Origin of the sequence: Corallococcus terminator (genome assembly GCF_003611635.1) — a bacterium.
GTDB classification, from domain to species: Bacteria; Myxococcota; Myxococcia; order Myxococcales; family Myxococcaceae; genus Corallococcus; species Corallococcus terminator.
On record NZ_RAVZ01000049.1, the window covers coordinates 1 to 13,874 of the forward strand.

The window sequence follows — 13,874 nt, forward strand, 5'->3', positions numbered from 1 at the left end:
GGACGGGGGCGGGCGCGGCCGGGGGCGCGTACAGGCCCTGGCGCAGGAGCGTTCGCACCTGGCGGATGTCGTCGAAGGGCTTGAGCAGGTAGTCCACCACGCCCAGTTGCAGCGCCTGCTGCGTCGTCACCAGCGACGGGTAGCCCGTCATCAGGATGACGCGGGAGGTGGGGTTGAGCCGCCGCGCGTGCTGGGCCAGCTCCAGGCCGGAGATGCCCGGCAGGTTCTTGTCCGTGACGATGAGGTCCACCGGGGTGGAGCGCAGCAGCTCCAGCGCGGCCTCGCCGGTGGCCGCTTCAATGACTTCGCACTCCTTGTCCATCAGGTCCTTGAAGACCATCCGGATGATGCCCTCGTCGTCCACCACCAGCAGGCGCTTGCGCTGCGGGAGCGGCGCGTCCGTGGGCGGAAAGAGCACGCGGAACACCGTGGCTGGCGGCGGCACCTCGTGCATCGCGGACGGGGGCGCGAGCGTTATCTGCGCGTGGTGCTCGTGCGCGATGCGCCGACACACGGCGAGGCCCAGGCCGGTGCCGCGCTTGTTGGCGGTGACGTAGGGCTCGAAGATGCGCGCTCGAAGCTCCTGGGGGATGCCCGGGCCCCAGTCCGCCACGTACAGGGCGGGAGATGCGCCCTCGTGCGCCAGCCGCACCTTCACCCGGCCCCGGCCTGCCATGGCGTCGCGCGCGTTGTTGAGCAGGTTGAGCGTGAGCTGTTCGATGAGCCGCGCGTTGCCCAGGATGGTGATGTCCTCGGGCGCCTCCACCTCCAGGGAGATGCGCGCCGAGTCCGGGTTGACGCTGAACACCTTCGCCGCCGCCCAGATGGGCGCGGCCAGGGACTGCTTCTGCTGCGGTGCGGGCCGCTCGCTGGCCAGGCGGATGAAGTCGGAGACGATCTGCTCCATCCGCTCCACCTGCGCGAGCAGCAGCTTCAGGGGGCCGCTGGAGCCCCCTTCCTCGGCGAGCAACTGGGCGTACGCCTTGGCGCCCAGCAGGGGCTGGCGCAGCTCATGGAGGACCTCCGCTGCGACCTGATGAGTATGGGCGTTGGCGCGCTGCAAGGCCACCGCCGCGAGTCTGGCCGCGGGCAGATCTCCTGCTTCCAGGGCTTGGAGCAGTTGCGCGAGCGGCGAGGGGGTCTCCATGCCGGGGAGCATGGCGGAGGCGGGTGTTCACGTGCAACGCACCCCGGTGGGAATCGGTTGACCCCGTCCTCGCTCGCACGGATGCTCGCGGCCACCTGCCAACCGGGGTCGGGACGGCGACGTTCCGCGCGCCCGGATGGCCGGTCCCCCTGTCGCTGAGGTCCGCATGCCGCAGACGAACCCGTTCCACTCGTTGGTGCCCCGGAAGCTGACGGACTCCGAACTGGCCCGCTCCATCCGGCTCAACATCGAGGCGGAGCTGGACGCCATCAACCTCTACGCCGCGCACCTGGACGCGACGGACAACGAGGAGGCCAAGGCCATCCTGCGCCACGTGATGGACGAGGAGCGCGAGCACGCGGCCCTGTTCTGGCAGCTCATCGCCAAGTTGGATCCCGCGCAGGCCCAGCACGACCGCGACGCTTCGCAGAAGTACCGCCTCATCACCACCGGCGCGTCCCACGAGGAGGTGGAGGCGGTGGGTGAGGGCGGCGGCGCCGCGGAAGTGGATCCGGAGCTGCCCAAGCGCCTCACCGTGGGCAGCCTGCGCAAGTAGGCGCCGTGGGGCCGGAAGCGTCCCCGCGTGGCTCCCGGGCGGCATGAGGCCCGGCGCCTTCGGCCCCGCGGGTTTCCTTCAGCTCTGGGGGTTCGGAGTCGGCGGGCCCTGGCGACGCTCGGCCGGGGTGGCCTCCAGGTCCTGCGCCGCCATGTAGACGACGTTCCGGCTGCCGCGCTTGCCCCGGTACATCGCCCGGTCGGACAGATCCAACAGGGTGTCCTTGTCCTGGGCGTGTTCGGGGAAGCTGGCCACGCCGATGCAGGTGGTGAGCTTGAGGGCCAGCCCCTCGCGACCCAGGAACTGGTGGGTCTCCATGGTGCGGCGGATGCGCTCGGCCACCTTGAGGGCGCCGCCGGAGTCGGTGCCGCGCAGCAGCACCACGTACTCGTCGCCGCCGAAGCGCGCCACCACGTCCGGGTCGCGCACGCAGCCCTTGAGCACGCGCGCGGCCTCCACCAGCACCCGCGAGCCCACCAGGTGCCCGTGCGTGTCGTTGATGGTCTTGAAGCGGTCCAGGTCCAGGAACAGCAGGGAGAAGGGCCGCTGCGTCTGCACGGCCTCGTTCACCTCGCGGTCCAACACGAGCTGCAGGTAGCGCGTGTTGAACAGGCGGGTGAGGTCGTCCACGTACGCCAGGTCCTCCACGGCGGCGAAGCGGCCCAGGTTGCGCAGGGCCAGCGCCCAGTTGCGCACGAGGAAGCTCACCGTCTCCGGGTGGTGCTCCGGGGGCGCGCTGTCATGGAAGAGCACCGCGTGGCCCAGTACCGTGTCGCCGTCCACGGCGGGGAAGGTGTGGGTGCGCGGCCAGGGCACCTGGAGCCCGTCGAGCACCAGGGGCTCGCGCGACGTGGACAGCCGCTGGATGAGCACCGGCAACAGCGTGTCGTGCAGGTCCTCCGGCAGGCCGCGCATGCCGTGCGCGCGGAAGCCGGCGGTGGGGTCGCGCTCCAGCAGCATCACGGCGGAGGCGTTGGCCATGGACTCCAGCGCGTCGGAGGTGGCCGCGGCCAGCCGTTCGCGGTCGAGCGTGGTGGCGATCCGCTGGCCCGCCTCCAGGAGCGCGACGTGCTGGCGCAGGGAGGCGTTCTCGCGCATCAGGTCGCGCGTGGTGAGCGCGCGGCGCAGGGCGTGTTGCAGGGCCTCCGGCGCCACGGGCTTGACCAGGTACTCCGCCGCGCCGCTCTTGATGGCGCGCACGGCGGGGGCGACCTTGTCCAGGCCGGTGATGACCACCACCTCCACGCCGGGGTAGCGCTCGCGCACGTGGCGCAGCACTTCCATGCCGTCGCCGCCAGGCAGGATGAGGTCGGTCACCACCGCGTCGAACCGCTCCGCGGAGAGGGCGGCCTTCGCGTCCGCCACGGTGGGAACGGCCGTGACGATGTGTCCCGCGGCCGTGAGGTAGTCGCCGTAGAGGTTGCGGGCGATCTTTTCGTCGTCGACGAGGAGCAGTCGCGCCATGACTGTTCACGGCTTAGCACCAAGCCCCGGAACGCTGCTAGGGTCCCCACCCGTGTCCCCCTTTGAAAGCGGACGCCGGCTCTGCCTTCTGGTCGAGGCCGGTGAGACGCGCTACGCCGTGGAGGCCACCTCCGTGATGGAGGTCGCCATGCCGGGCGCCCGAGGCACCAGCCTGCGGGGCGTGCTGGAGGTGAAGGACCTGTCCGCGCTGCTCGGCGGGCCGCCGGAGGACGTGCCGGGCATGGTGGTGGTGCTGGACGTCAGCCCCACGCTCGCGGTGCGGGTGCGCTCGGTGGTGGAGGTCGCGGACGTGGCGCGGGATCCGTTCTTCCTCTTGCCCCCGGGCCTGGCGGACTCGCTGGCGCCCTTGAGCCGGGGCGCGGTGCTGCACAAGGACCGGCTGTACCTGGAGCTCATCGTGGAGGCGCTGCCCCACCGGGTGGGCCACCGGGCCGCGCCCCCCGAACCCCGGCCCGTGCACTGGGCGGACGTGCCGCCGGAGCGTGCGCTGGTGCTGGAGTCGCAGGGCGTGCTGTTCGGTGTCCCATTGAGCAGCGTCTCCCAGGTGGTGCCCAAGGGCGTGTCCTTCAGCGTGCTGCCGGTGCAGAGCGGGCCGGTGGCCGGCGTCTACCCGCATGCGCAGGCCCTGTGGCCCATCTGTTCGGTTCCGGCGCTCCTGGGCGCGCCTGCGCTGGCGGAGGAATTGTTCGTCCTCACGGAGCTGGCCGGGCGGACCGTGGGGCTGGCGGCCACCCGGGTGCTTGGTGTCCTGCAAAAATTCAAGCCCGCCGAGCTGATGGGCACGTTCAAGGCACCGGGTCTGCCGGATCCCGTGATGTTCCTGGATCTGCAGCGCATGTTTTCTTGATCGGCCAGAAGCGCGAACCCTAAGCTTCTCCGATTGACACAGGGCCGGCAGGCAGGCTTGCTCGCCCGAAATCTCAAACGAATTCAGGGGGGTATGCGCCCCCCGAGGCCGGAGCCGATGCCCAAGAATCTACTGATCGCTGACGACTCGCTCACCATCCGCAAGGTGATCGGGATGATCTTCGCGACGGAAGACTTCCAGGTGACCGCGGTGGACAACGGGCTGGACGCCATCACGCGGACGCGCGAGCTGCGCCCGGACGTGGTCCTCGCCGACGTGATGATGCCCGGCAAGAGCGGCTACGAGGTGTGCGAGGCGCTCAAGAGCGACCCCTCCACCCAGGCCATTCCGGTGCTGCTGCTGGCCGGCACCTTCGAAGCGTTCGACGAGAACCGCGCGAAGGCCGCCCGGGCGGACGACCACATCACCAAGCCCTTCGAGAGCCAGATCCTCCTCGACAAGGTGAAGGCGCTGGTGGGCCAGAAGTCCAACACGATGCCCGCGTCCGCCGCGACGCGCGTCTTCCCGCAGTCGACCGCGCCCGTGCCGCCCCAGGCCGCCGCGCCGCAGCCGCCTGCCGCCGCGCCTCCGGGTGTGCGTCCTCCCGGGCCGGGTGCGCCGCCTCCGGGCGCGCGTCCTCCGGGCCCCGGTGCGCCGCCTCCGGGTGCGCGTCCTCCTGGGCCGGGTGTGCCTCCGCCTCCGGGCATGGCGCGTCCGCCTCCGGGTGCTCCGCCTCCGGGTGCGCGTCCTCCTGGGCCGGGTGTGCCTCCGCCTCCGGGCATGGCGCGTCCGCCTCCGGGTGCTCCGCCTCCGGGTGCGCGTCCTCCGGGTCCTGGCGTGCCTCCGCCTCCGGGCATGGCGCGTCCGCCTCCGGGCGCTCCGCCTCCGGGTGCGCGTCCTCCGGGTCCCGGCGTGCCTCCGCCTCCGGGCATGGCCGCGCGTCCTCCCGGCCCTGGCGCTCCGAACATCCCGGGTGGGTTCCCGCGTCCTCCCGCCGGGGGCACGCCGCTGCCGCCCTCGCACGCGCCCGCGGCGGTTCCGCCGGCCGCCCGCGCACGGGATCCGTTCGGTCTGGGCGCTCCCGCCGCTGCGCCTGCCGCCGTGCAGGCCCGCCAGGAGAGCATCCGCATCGAGGACTCGCTGCCCGAGCACAGCGGCGCGGAGGAGATCTCCCTCGACATCGGTGGGCCTCCGCCGGCCGCCACGCCCTCTCGCCGTCCCGCGGATGGGGGCGAGGCCCTGCTTCGCGAGGCCCTGTCGAAGGCCTCCCGCGAGGTCATCGAGAAGATCGCCTGGGAGGTCGTACCGCAGTTGGCGGAGACCATCATCCGGCAGGAGCTCGAGCGGCTCATCAAGGACCGCGAGACCCAGCATTGATTCGCAGTCCCCTCTGATTCCCCGCCGGCCCCGTCGGGGGCCGGCCGTCTTCAATGACTGACACGACTGAACTGTCCAAGGCCTACGAGCCCTCCGAAGTGGAGGCGCGGTGGTACAACCACTGGCTGGAGCGCGACTACTTCCGCGCCGAGCCCACTTCCGCCAAGCCGCCGTTCAGCATCGTGCTGCCGCCGCCCAACGTCACGGGCAGCCTGCACATCGGCCACGCGCTCACCGCGACCATCCAGGACATCCTCACGCGCTGGAAGCGCATGAGCGGCTTCAACGCGCTCTGGCTGCCGGGCACGGACCACGCGGGCATCGCCACGCAGATGGTGGTGGAGAAGGAGCTCAAGAAGTCCGAAGGCAAGAGCCGCCACGACCTGGGTCGCGAGGCGTTCCTCGAGCGCGTCTGGACGTGGAAGGGCAAGTACGGCGCGCGCATCGGTGAGCAGCACCGCTACCTGGGCGCGTCGCTGGACTGGAGCCGCGAGCGCTTCACCATGGACGAGCAGTCCTCGGCCGCGGTGCGCGAGGTCTTCGTCCGCCTGTACGAAGAGGGCCTGATGTACCGGGCCCAGAAGCTCATCAACTGGTGCCCGTCCTGCCGCACGGCCTTGAGCGACCTGGAGGTCGAGCACGAGGAGAAGAACGGCTCGCTCTGGCACATCCGCTACCCGGTGAAGGGCACGGACCGCGCGCTCACCGTCGCGACGACGCGCCCGGAGACGCTGCTGGGCGACACCGCCGTCGCCGTGCACCCGGACGACCCGCGCTACGCGGACCTCGTGGGCAAGAGCGTGGCGCTGCCGCTCACCGACCGCGAGATTCCGATCATCGCGGACGGAGAGCTCGTGAACATGGAGTTCGGCACCGGCGTGGTGAAGGTCACGCCCGCGCACGACTTCAACGACTACCAGACGGGCCTGCGCCACAAGCTGCCGATGCTGTCCATCCTGGACGAAGCGGCGCGGATGACGAAGGACACCGGCAAGTACGCCGGGGTGGACCGCGTCGAGGCGCGCAAGCAGGTGCTGGCGGACCTGACGGAGCTGGGCCTGCTGGAGAAGGAAGAGCCCCACAAGCTGAACGTGGGCACCTGCCAGCGCTGCACCACGGTGGTGGAGCCGCGCCTGTCGCCGCAGTGGTTCATCAAGATCGAACCGCTGGCGAAGCCGGCCATCGAGGCGGTGGAGCAGGGCCGCACGAAGTTCGTCCCCGAGTCCTGGACGAACACGTACTTCCACTGGATGCGCAACATCCACGACTGGTGCGTGAGCCGCCAGTTGTGGTGGGGCCACCAGATCCCCGCCTGGTACTGCGAGGCGTGCAGCCCCGCGGGCGAGGAGCGTTCGCTGGACAGTGCGGCGGTCATCGTGTCGCGCACCACGCCGGAGTCCTGCCCGAAGTGTGGCGGCACGAAGCTGGTGCAGGACCTGGACGTGCTGGACACGTGGTTCTCGTCCGCGTTGTGGCCGTTCTCCACGCTGGGCTGGCCGCGCCAGACGCCGGAGCTGTCCACGTTCTACCCGACGTCCGTGATGGAGACGGGCCACGACATCATCTTCTTCTGGGTCGCCCGGATGATGATGATGGGCCTGCACTTCATGGGCGATGTGCCCTTCCGCACCGTGTACCTGCACGCGATGGTGCGCGACGAGAAGGGCGAGAAGATGTCCAAGGTGAAGGGGAACGTCATCGATCCCCTGGACGTCATCCTCGGCGCCAAGGTGGACGCGCTCCAGCCGTCGCTGCGCAACCGCTTCCCGCAGGGCATGCCCGCGTTTGGCGCGGATGCGCTGCGCTTCACGCTGGCTTCGTCGACGCAGCAGGGCCGGGACATCAAGCTGTCGATGGACCGCCTGGGTGGCTACAAGGCGTTCTGCAACAAGCTGTGGAACGCCAGCCGCTTCGCCCTGATGAACATGGGCGACTTCAGCCTGGACAAGACGCCGCTGGAGGGCCGCACGCTGACGCTGGCGGACCGGTGGATCCTCTCCCGGTTGCAGAAGGCCACGCAGGAGACGAGCGCATCGCTGGAGGTGTTCGGCTTCGCGGAGGCGGCCTCCACGCTGTACCAGTTCCTGTGGGCGGAGTTCTGCGACTGGTACATCGAGCTGGCGAAGGGCTCGCTGTACGGCGAGGACGCGCAGGCCAAGGACACCACGCGCGCGGTGCTGGTGTACTGCCTGGATCGCATCCTGCGGCTGATGCACCCGTTCATGCCGTTCATCACCGAGGAGATCTGGCAGAAGCTGCCGATGTCCCGGCCCACGGAGAGCATCTGCATCGCGGCGTACCCGGAGCCGGATGCGGCGCGCGTGGATGCGTCCGCGGAAGCGGAGATGGCGCCGGTCATCGCGGCCATCGAGGGCCTGCGCACGCTGCGTGGTGAGAGCAACCTGCCGCCGTCCGCCAAGGTGAAGGCGGTGGTGCAGAGCCCGGATGCGACGACGCGTGAGCTGTTGGAGCGCTGGCGCGCGTACCTGATGCCGCTGGCCGGCCTGTCGGAAGTGCACGTGGGCCCGCCGGGCGCCAAGCCCCCGCAGGCGGCGGCGTTCGTCAGCGGCAATCTGGAGATCTACGTCCCGCTGGCGGGACTCGTCGATTTGGACGCGGAGCGCGACCGCCTGAAGAAGGAGATCGTCCGCGCCGAGCAGGAACTCACCAGTGTGCAGCGCAAACTGGACAACCCGAGCTTCGTGGCCCGTGCTCCGCCGGACGTGGTGGCGAAGGACAAGGCCCGGGTCGAGGAGCTCCAGGAGCGCACGGTCAAGCTGCAGGATCACCTCCAGCGCATCGCCCCGGAGCCCCCCATGTCCGAGCCCGAGACGCCGTCGCCGTTACCGGTCAGCACCGAGTCCGAGACCTCCACCCTCGCGGCGTCCGAAAGCGCGCACGTGAAGGTGGCCACCGAACCCAAGGCGTCGAAGGACGACGTGAACCTGGGCCAGGAGCTGAAGGGTGAGATGGAGGCGGAGGCCGCCGCGGAGGTCGCCCAGACGGCCGACCCCGTGGTGGAGGACGCGCTCAACAAGCTGCGCGAAGGCACCAAGGAAGGGTTGTCCGCCGCGGATCACCACGACCTGGGCGTCGCGTACATGAGCATGGGCCTCGTGGACGATGCGATGCGCGAGTTCGACCGGGCTAAGGAGGGTGGCGACACCCGCGAGGCTCCGGAGGATTCGGAAGGCACCGTGAAGAAGTCGGCGGGCAGGAAGGCCGCGTCCGCGAAGAAGGCTCCGGCCAAGAAGGCTGCGGGCGCGAAGAAGGCTCCGGCCAAGAAGGCGGCGGCCGCGAAGAAGGCTCCGGCCAAGAAGGCGGCGGCCGCGAAGAAGGCTCCGGCCAAGAAGGCGGCGGGCAAGAAGGCCCCGGCCAAGAAGGCCACCCGGGGCAAGCCGACCGCGAAGAAGGCGGCGGGCAAGAAGAGCGCCGTGAAGAAGGGTGGTGCCCGCAAGGCGCCGGCCCGGAAGACCTCCGCGAAGACGGCGGGCAAGAAGGCCGGGGCGAAGAAGTCCCCGGCGAAGAAGACCACCCGGGGCAAGCCGGCGGCCCGCAAGGCCCGTCGGTAGGAGGCGGAAGTGCAGCAGGACTATCTCGATCGGCTCATCGCGCTGTCCCTGGACGAGGACCTTGGCGCGGCGGGGGACGTCACCTCGCTGGCGGTGGTCCCCGCCGATGCGGAGGGCAGTGGGGAGCTGGTCGCGAAGGAGCAGATGATCATCGCCGGCCTGGACGCCTTCGTCCGCGTCTTCCACATGGTGGACGCGGAAGTGGAGGTGGAGGTCCTCAAGCAGGACGGCAACGAAATCAAACCGAAGGTGGTCGCGGCGCGCGTCCACGGCAAGCTGCGTTCACTGCTCGCCGCCGAGCGCACCGCGCTCAACCTGGTGCAGCGCGCGGCCGGCATCGCGACGCTGGCCCAGCAGGCGATGACGTCCGTGCGGGGCTCGAAGCTGCGGGTGCTGGACACGCGCAAGACGCCTCCGGGCATGCGTGGGCTCGCGAAGCACGCGGTGCGCATGGGCGGGGCGTCCAACCACCGCTTCGGCCTCTTCGACGGCATCCTCATCAAGGACAACCACATCGCGGCGGTGGGCGGTGACATCACCGAAGCCATCCAGCGCGCGAAGTTGAACGGCCCCCGCCTGGTGAAGATCGAAGTGGAGGTCACCAACTTCAAGCAGCTCGCGGAGGCCATCGCCGCGGGCGCGGACGTCGTCATGTTGGACAACATGGACGACGCGCAGATCCGCGAAGCCGTGAAGCTGGCGGCCGGCCGGGTCCCCATCGAGGTCTCCGGCGGCGTCACGTTGGACCGGCTGCCCCGGCTGGCGAAGCTGGGCGTGGACTTCGTGTCGATGGGCGCGCTGACGCACTCGGCGCGGGCCATGGACCTGTCGCTGGAGATCCAGACGACGAAGAAGTCCCCGCGCAAGCCCCGTGCTGCGGCGCAGGGCTGACGCGGCTCCTCATCCCGGCTGGAGAAGATGGGCAGGGCGGGTCGGTGACAATCGACTCGACCTGCCCATTGTCGTTGTCAGCCGTGCGGTCTCGGTCCAGTCCCCTCTAGCCAGGGGCGTTCCGGACAGTGCAGCGGAGGCGCACGGAGCTGGAAGGCGAGCGTGCTCGGCTGGCCGCGCACTCCCGGCATACTGGCAGTTGCCAGGGGCAAGCAGGATTCCCCATCAAGGATTGAGGGAGTGACCGTTTGGTCTGCGGACCTGTGCGAATTGAGGTCCTGGCGCTCCCCGTCCAACCCCTACTGTTCCGAGCGAACCTCCAAAGGCTCAGGTCGACGTGTGCCCATCATGTTCAAAGTATTGTCAAATGGCTGGATTTCCATCATGACCCGCAAAGTGCCGAGCGGTTCATGCGGCTATCAGATTTTGGTCCGTTCACGGCGTACCCGCTGATATTTGACTGAGGGGCAATCGTGGATGAAATAAATCAGATTGCAGACGAATTTCTTCAGTGGTGGATTGATCCTCGAAGCCTTCCAGGGTTCTCCGGCCGGTTTGCTCCTGGATTTTCGTTTCGGATGGAGCCGGTGGGACTGGCTGACGAAGATGCCGTCTGGTTTGCAGAGCAAAAACTGCCGTGGTCAGGGGTAGAGGTGAAGGAACGGGTGATTGCGGGGGATGAAGCTGTTCTCGTGCTGGAAGGAGAAGACCCGGTGACGGCTCTTCGGCATCGGGTGAGCCTGAGAATTGTTGTTCAAGAAGGAAGGATTGCTTCCGTTCTTGAGACTTTTGAGGCCATCGAGTGACCCGGTGGGCAAGGGTGAAGTAGCCTTCACCGGCTCCCGGTGAGGGCCTCCGCGCGTGGCTTGCCTTCCGCCGACGCAGGCATGCCCATCTCCAGCAGCGCGGACAGCGTGGGCGCCACGTCCACCGGGTCGATCTCCTGGAAGTACATTCCAGGCTTCACACCCCGGCCTGAGAACACCACCGGCACCTGTGACTCGTAGGAGTAGGGCACCCCGTGGTTGGTTCCTCGCGGGTAGTCCGTCACCACCTGGAACGGCTTCGCCATGAAGAGCACGTCCCCGCTGCGCTCCGGGTAGTAGCCGCGCCGCAGCGGGGCCACGAAGCCCGCGGTGTCCTGCGCCGTGTCCAGGTCATCCCGGGCCAGCGCGGTCACCGCGAAGGGCTGCTTCGCGAGCCACGCCGCCGCCGCGCGCCGGACCGTGACGCCATCCACCTGGCCTGACTCCAGCGCCTTGCCCCCCAGGTACACGTCCAGGGCCACGATGCTCACCGTCACGTCGACCCCGAACTTCGTGCGCAGCTCCTTCGCCAGCGCCTTGGACACCTCCACGGGGTTGATGCGCGCCGCGGGGACGCCCGACGCGGCCCAGGCCTCCGGGATCTCCGCGCCCCCGTGGTCCGCCGACAGCGCGATGAGCAGGTTCGCCCGCCCTCCCGCCGCGCGCTCGGCGGCCGCGATGAGTTCGCCCAGCGCCTGATCCAGCCGCAGCAACGAGTCCTGCATCTCCCACGAATACGGACCGAAGGCGTGGAACGTCTCATCCGTGCCGCTGAAGCTCACCGCGAGCAGGTCGGGGATGCCGTCCTTGCCCAGGCCCTCGCCCTCCAGCGCCGCCTTGCCCGCCTGGACCAGCAGGTCATGCGAGAAGGGCGACACGGCGAAGGCCTTGTAGGACTGGGGGCCGGGCGCCGTGAGCCCGTTGCGCAGGGAATGGGGGAACGCGCGGCCCATGCCGTAGGCGTCGGGCTCCGCGGCGCGGTCATCCTCACCGACGTACTCCGCGCGCGGACGCAGCAGCTCCCACGTCCTGCCAAAGGACGCGTCCGCCAGCTTGCGCGCGTTGAGCGCCTGCACCCACGCGGGCACGGACTTCGCGTACCAGGTGCTCGTCACCATCTGCCCCGTGGCCCCGTCGAACCACCACGCCTGCCCCGTCCGTCCCGCGAGGGGAATGGCCGAGCGCGCCTTGAACGACAGCGCCACCACCTTGCCCCGTCCCTGCGTGGCCCCGAGCAGCCGGTCTGCCAGCGTCTCCGCCATCAGGTTCGCCGGACTGGCATCGGCCGTGGGGACGGTGACGCCCTCCAGGATTTGATGCGTCGGGTCCATGTAGACCTGCACGCTCTGGCCGGTCGCCCGGTCCTGGACGTCGTTGTCCACGATGCCGTGGCGCCAGGGGTTCGCGCCGGTGGCCAGCGTGGCATGACCCGGTGCGGTACGGGCCTTCGCGTAGGCATACCGGGCGTAGGGGTAGTACGCCCCCGTGTTGAGCAACTGTCCCAGACCGCCGGTGAGGCGCGGACGGTTGCGCAGGAGCAGGTCGCTGCCCAGCGCATCCACGCTGATGAACAGCGTGAGCTTCGGGGCCTTGGCCTGGGCGGGCAGGGCGGACAGGGCCGACAGCACGGCCAGGGTGGTGAGAAGACGCGACATGGTGGACAGCCTCTCCGGCCGGATGGTCAGAAGCAACCAACATGCATCCCCGCCGCTTGGACCCGTCACCCCGCCCTGATATGGGCGGCCCAATGGTCGAGGCACGGCTGCGCGTCATCTACGGCGACACGGATCAGATGGGGGTCGTGTACTACGCGAACTACTTCCGCTACTTCGAGTTCGCGCGCAGCGAGTTCTTCCGGGCCCGCGGTGGCAGCTACCGCGAGCTGGAGAGCACCGGCCTGCTGCTGCCCGTGGTGGAGGCTAGCGCCCACTACAAGGCCTCCGCGCGCTACGACGACCTGCTCGTCGTGCGCACCACGCTCAGCGAGTTGCGTCATGCGTCCCTCGTGTTCACCTACGAGTTGCTGCGCGACGGCGAATCCCCCACGCTCCTGTGCACCGGCCGCACGATGCACGCCTGCGTGGGGCGTGACGGCAAGCCCCGGCGCATGCCCGAAGCCATCTCCCGACTGAAGGCCCTGGACGCCGGCTGAGCCCGGGCCCCTCTCCCTGATTCCCCATCCCGAATTTCCCGAACGAGGAGCACCACAATGGATCGCAACCTGGCAATGGAGGTCGTGCGCGTCACCGAGATGGCGGCCATCGCCTCCGCCCGCCTCATGGGCCGCGGCAACAAGAACGAGTCGGATCAGGTGGCCGTGGACGCGATGCGGCGCGCCTTCGACGCGCTGAACATCGACGGCACCGTCGTCATCGGCGAGGGCGAGCGCGACGAGGCGCCCATGCTCTACATCGGCGAGCGCGTGGGCCGCCGTGAGCCGGGCGCCCCGGAGGTCGACATCGCCCTGGACCCGCTGGAGGGCACGAACCTGTGTGCTTACGGCCGTCCGGGCTCCATCTCCGTCGTGGCCATGTCCAGCCACGGTGGCCTGCTCAACGCGCCCGACACGTACATGGAGAAGCTGGCCGTGGGGCCGCGCGCCAAGGGCGCCATCGACCTGACCAAGTCCCCCACGGAGAACCTGCGCGCCATCGCCGAGCGCATGAAGGTCTACGTGGAGGATTTGACCGTGATGACGCTCGACCGTGAGCGCCACGCCGACCTCATCAAGGAAGTCCGCGCCGCGGGCGCCCGCGTCCGGCTCATCGAGGACGGCGACGTGGCGGGTGCCATCGCCACCTGCTTCGAGGGCACCGGCGTGGACGTGCTGATGGGCATTGGCGGCGCGCCGGAGGGCGTCATCGCCGCGGCGGCCATCCGCGCCACCGGCGGCGACATGCAGGGCCGGCTGGTGCCGCGCAACCAGGGCGAAATCGAGCGCGCGAAGAAGATGGGCATCACCGACATCCACAAGATCTACTCCGCCGAGGAGCTGGCGAAGGGTGAGGTGATGTTCGCCGCGACGGGCGTCACCACCGGTGACTTCCTCAAGGGCGTGCGCTTCTTCGGCGGCGGCTGTGAGACGCACTCCGTCGTCATGCGCAGCAAGACGGGCACCGTCCGCTTCATCCAGTCCGTGCACAAGTTCGACAAGAAGCCGGGCTACGCGCTGTAGCCTTCCCTCTCACCCGGA

At 69.5% G+C, this 13,874-nt stretch carries 11 protein-coding genes; 8 read left to right on the forward strand and 3 right to left on the reverse strand.

Features of this window, described 5'->3' with window-relative positions:
• Positions 1–1,147: hybrid histidine protein kinase/response regulator SinK (gene sinK, locus D7V88_RS10070; RefSeq protein WP_158625053.1), on the reverse strand; the 1,147-nt coding region annotated here is incomplete at its 3' end.
• A 166-nt stretch (positions 1,148–1,313) separates the two neighbouring features.
• Here sinK and D7V88_RS10075 point away from each other — a divergent pair.
• Positions 1,314–1,703 (forward strand): demethoxyubiquinone hydroxylase family protein, encoded by a 390-nt coding sequence (locus D7V88_RS10075; protein WP_120540406.1) that lies wholly within the window; start codon positions 1,314–1,316, stop codon positions 1,701–1,703.
• 78 nt (positions 1,704–1,781) lie between these two features.
• On the opposite strand, the gene D7V88_RS10080 is transcribed toward D7V88_RS10075, so the two are convergent.
• Positions 1,782–3,167 carry a diguanylate cyclase gene (locus D7V88_RS10080; RefSeq protein WP_120540407.1) on the reverse strand — a complete coding sequence of 462 codons (1,386 nt, stop codon included), beginning with the start codon at positions 3,165–3,167 and terminating at the stop codon, positions 1,782–1,784.
• Between the two features lie 52 nt (positions 3,168–3,219).
• Here D7V88_RS10080 and D7V88_RS10085 point away from each other — a divergent pair, with 52 nt between their 5' ends.
• The 5 genes from D7V88_RS10085 (at position 3,220) to D7V88_RS42570 (ending at position 10,681) form a co-directional block, all read left to right on the forward strand.
• Positions 3,220–4,035: a chemotaxis protein CheW gene (locus tag D7V88_RS10085; protein WP_120540408.1), complete on the forward strand. Its 816-nt coding sequence runs from the start codon at positions 3,220–3,222 to the stop codon at positions 4,033–4,035.
• A 117-nt stretch (positions 4,036–4,152) separates the two neighbouring features.
• Complete coding sequence (locus D7V88_RS10090; protein ID WP_120540409.1) at positions 4,153–5,412, forward strand: response regulator; 1,260 nt, start codon at positions 4,153–4,155, stop codon at positions 5,410–5,412.
• Between the two features lie 53 nt (positions 5,413–5,465).
• Positions 5,466–8,984 carry a valine--tRNA ligase gene (locus tag D7V88_RS10095; protein ID WP_120540410.1) on the forward strand — a complete coding sequence of 1,173 codons (3,519 nt, stop codon included), beginning with the start codon at positions 5,466–5,468 and terminating at the stop codon, positions 8,982–8,984.
• Between the two features lie 9 nt (positions 8,985–8,993).
• Positions 8,994–9,875, forward strand: a complete 882-nt coding sequence (gene nadC, locus D7V88_RS10100; RefSeq protein WP_208726200.1) for a carboxylating nicotinate-nucleotide diphosphorylase — start codon at positions 8,994–8,996, stop codon at positions 9,873–9,875.
• 473 nt (positions 9,876–10,348) lie between these two features.
• Positions 10,349–10,681: a hypothetical protein gene (locus D7V88_RS42570; protein WP_147448680.1), complete on the forward strand. Its 333-nt coding sequence runs from the start codon at positions 10,349–10,351 to the stop codon at positions 10,679–10,681.
• A gap of 26 nt (positions 10,682–10,707) precedes the next feature.
• Here the strand turns inward: D7V88_RS42570 and D7V88_RS10105 are convergent, their stop codons facing one another.
• Positions 10,708–12,336 (reverse strand): alkaline phosphatase family protein, encoded by a 1,629-nt coding sequence (locus D7V88_RS10105; protein WP_208726202.1) that lies wholly within the window; start codon positions 12,334–12,336, stop codon positions 10,708–10,710.
• A gap of 92 nt (positions 12,337–12,428) precedes the next feature.
• Here D7V88_RS10105 and D7V88_RS10110 point away from each other — a divergent pair, with 92 nt between their 5' ends.
• Together D7V88_RS10110 and glpX are read left to right on the forward strand one after the other, a co-directional pair.
• A complete protein-coding gene (locus D7V88_RS10110; protein ID WP_120540412.1) occupies positions 12,429–12,833 on the forward strand; it encodes an acyl-CoA thioesterase in 405 nt (134 codons plus the stop codon).
• Positions 12,834–12,890: 57 nt separating this feature from the next.
• Positions 12,891–13,856 carry a class II fructose-bisphosphatase gene (gene glpX / locus D7V88_RS10115; protein WP_120535637.1) on the forward strand — a complete coding sequence of 322 codons (966 nt, stop codon included), beginning with the start codon at positions 12,891–12,893 and terminating at the stop codon, positions 13,854–13,856.
• The last annotated feature ends 18 nt before the right edge of the window (positions 13,857–13,874 follow it).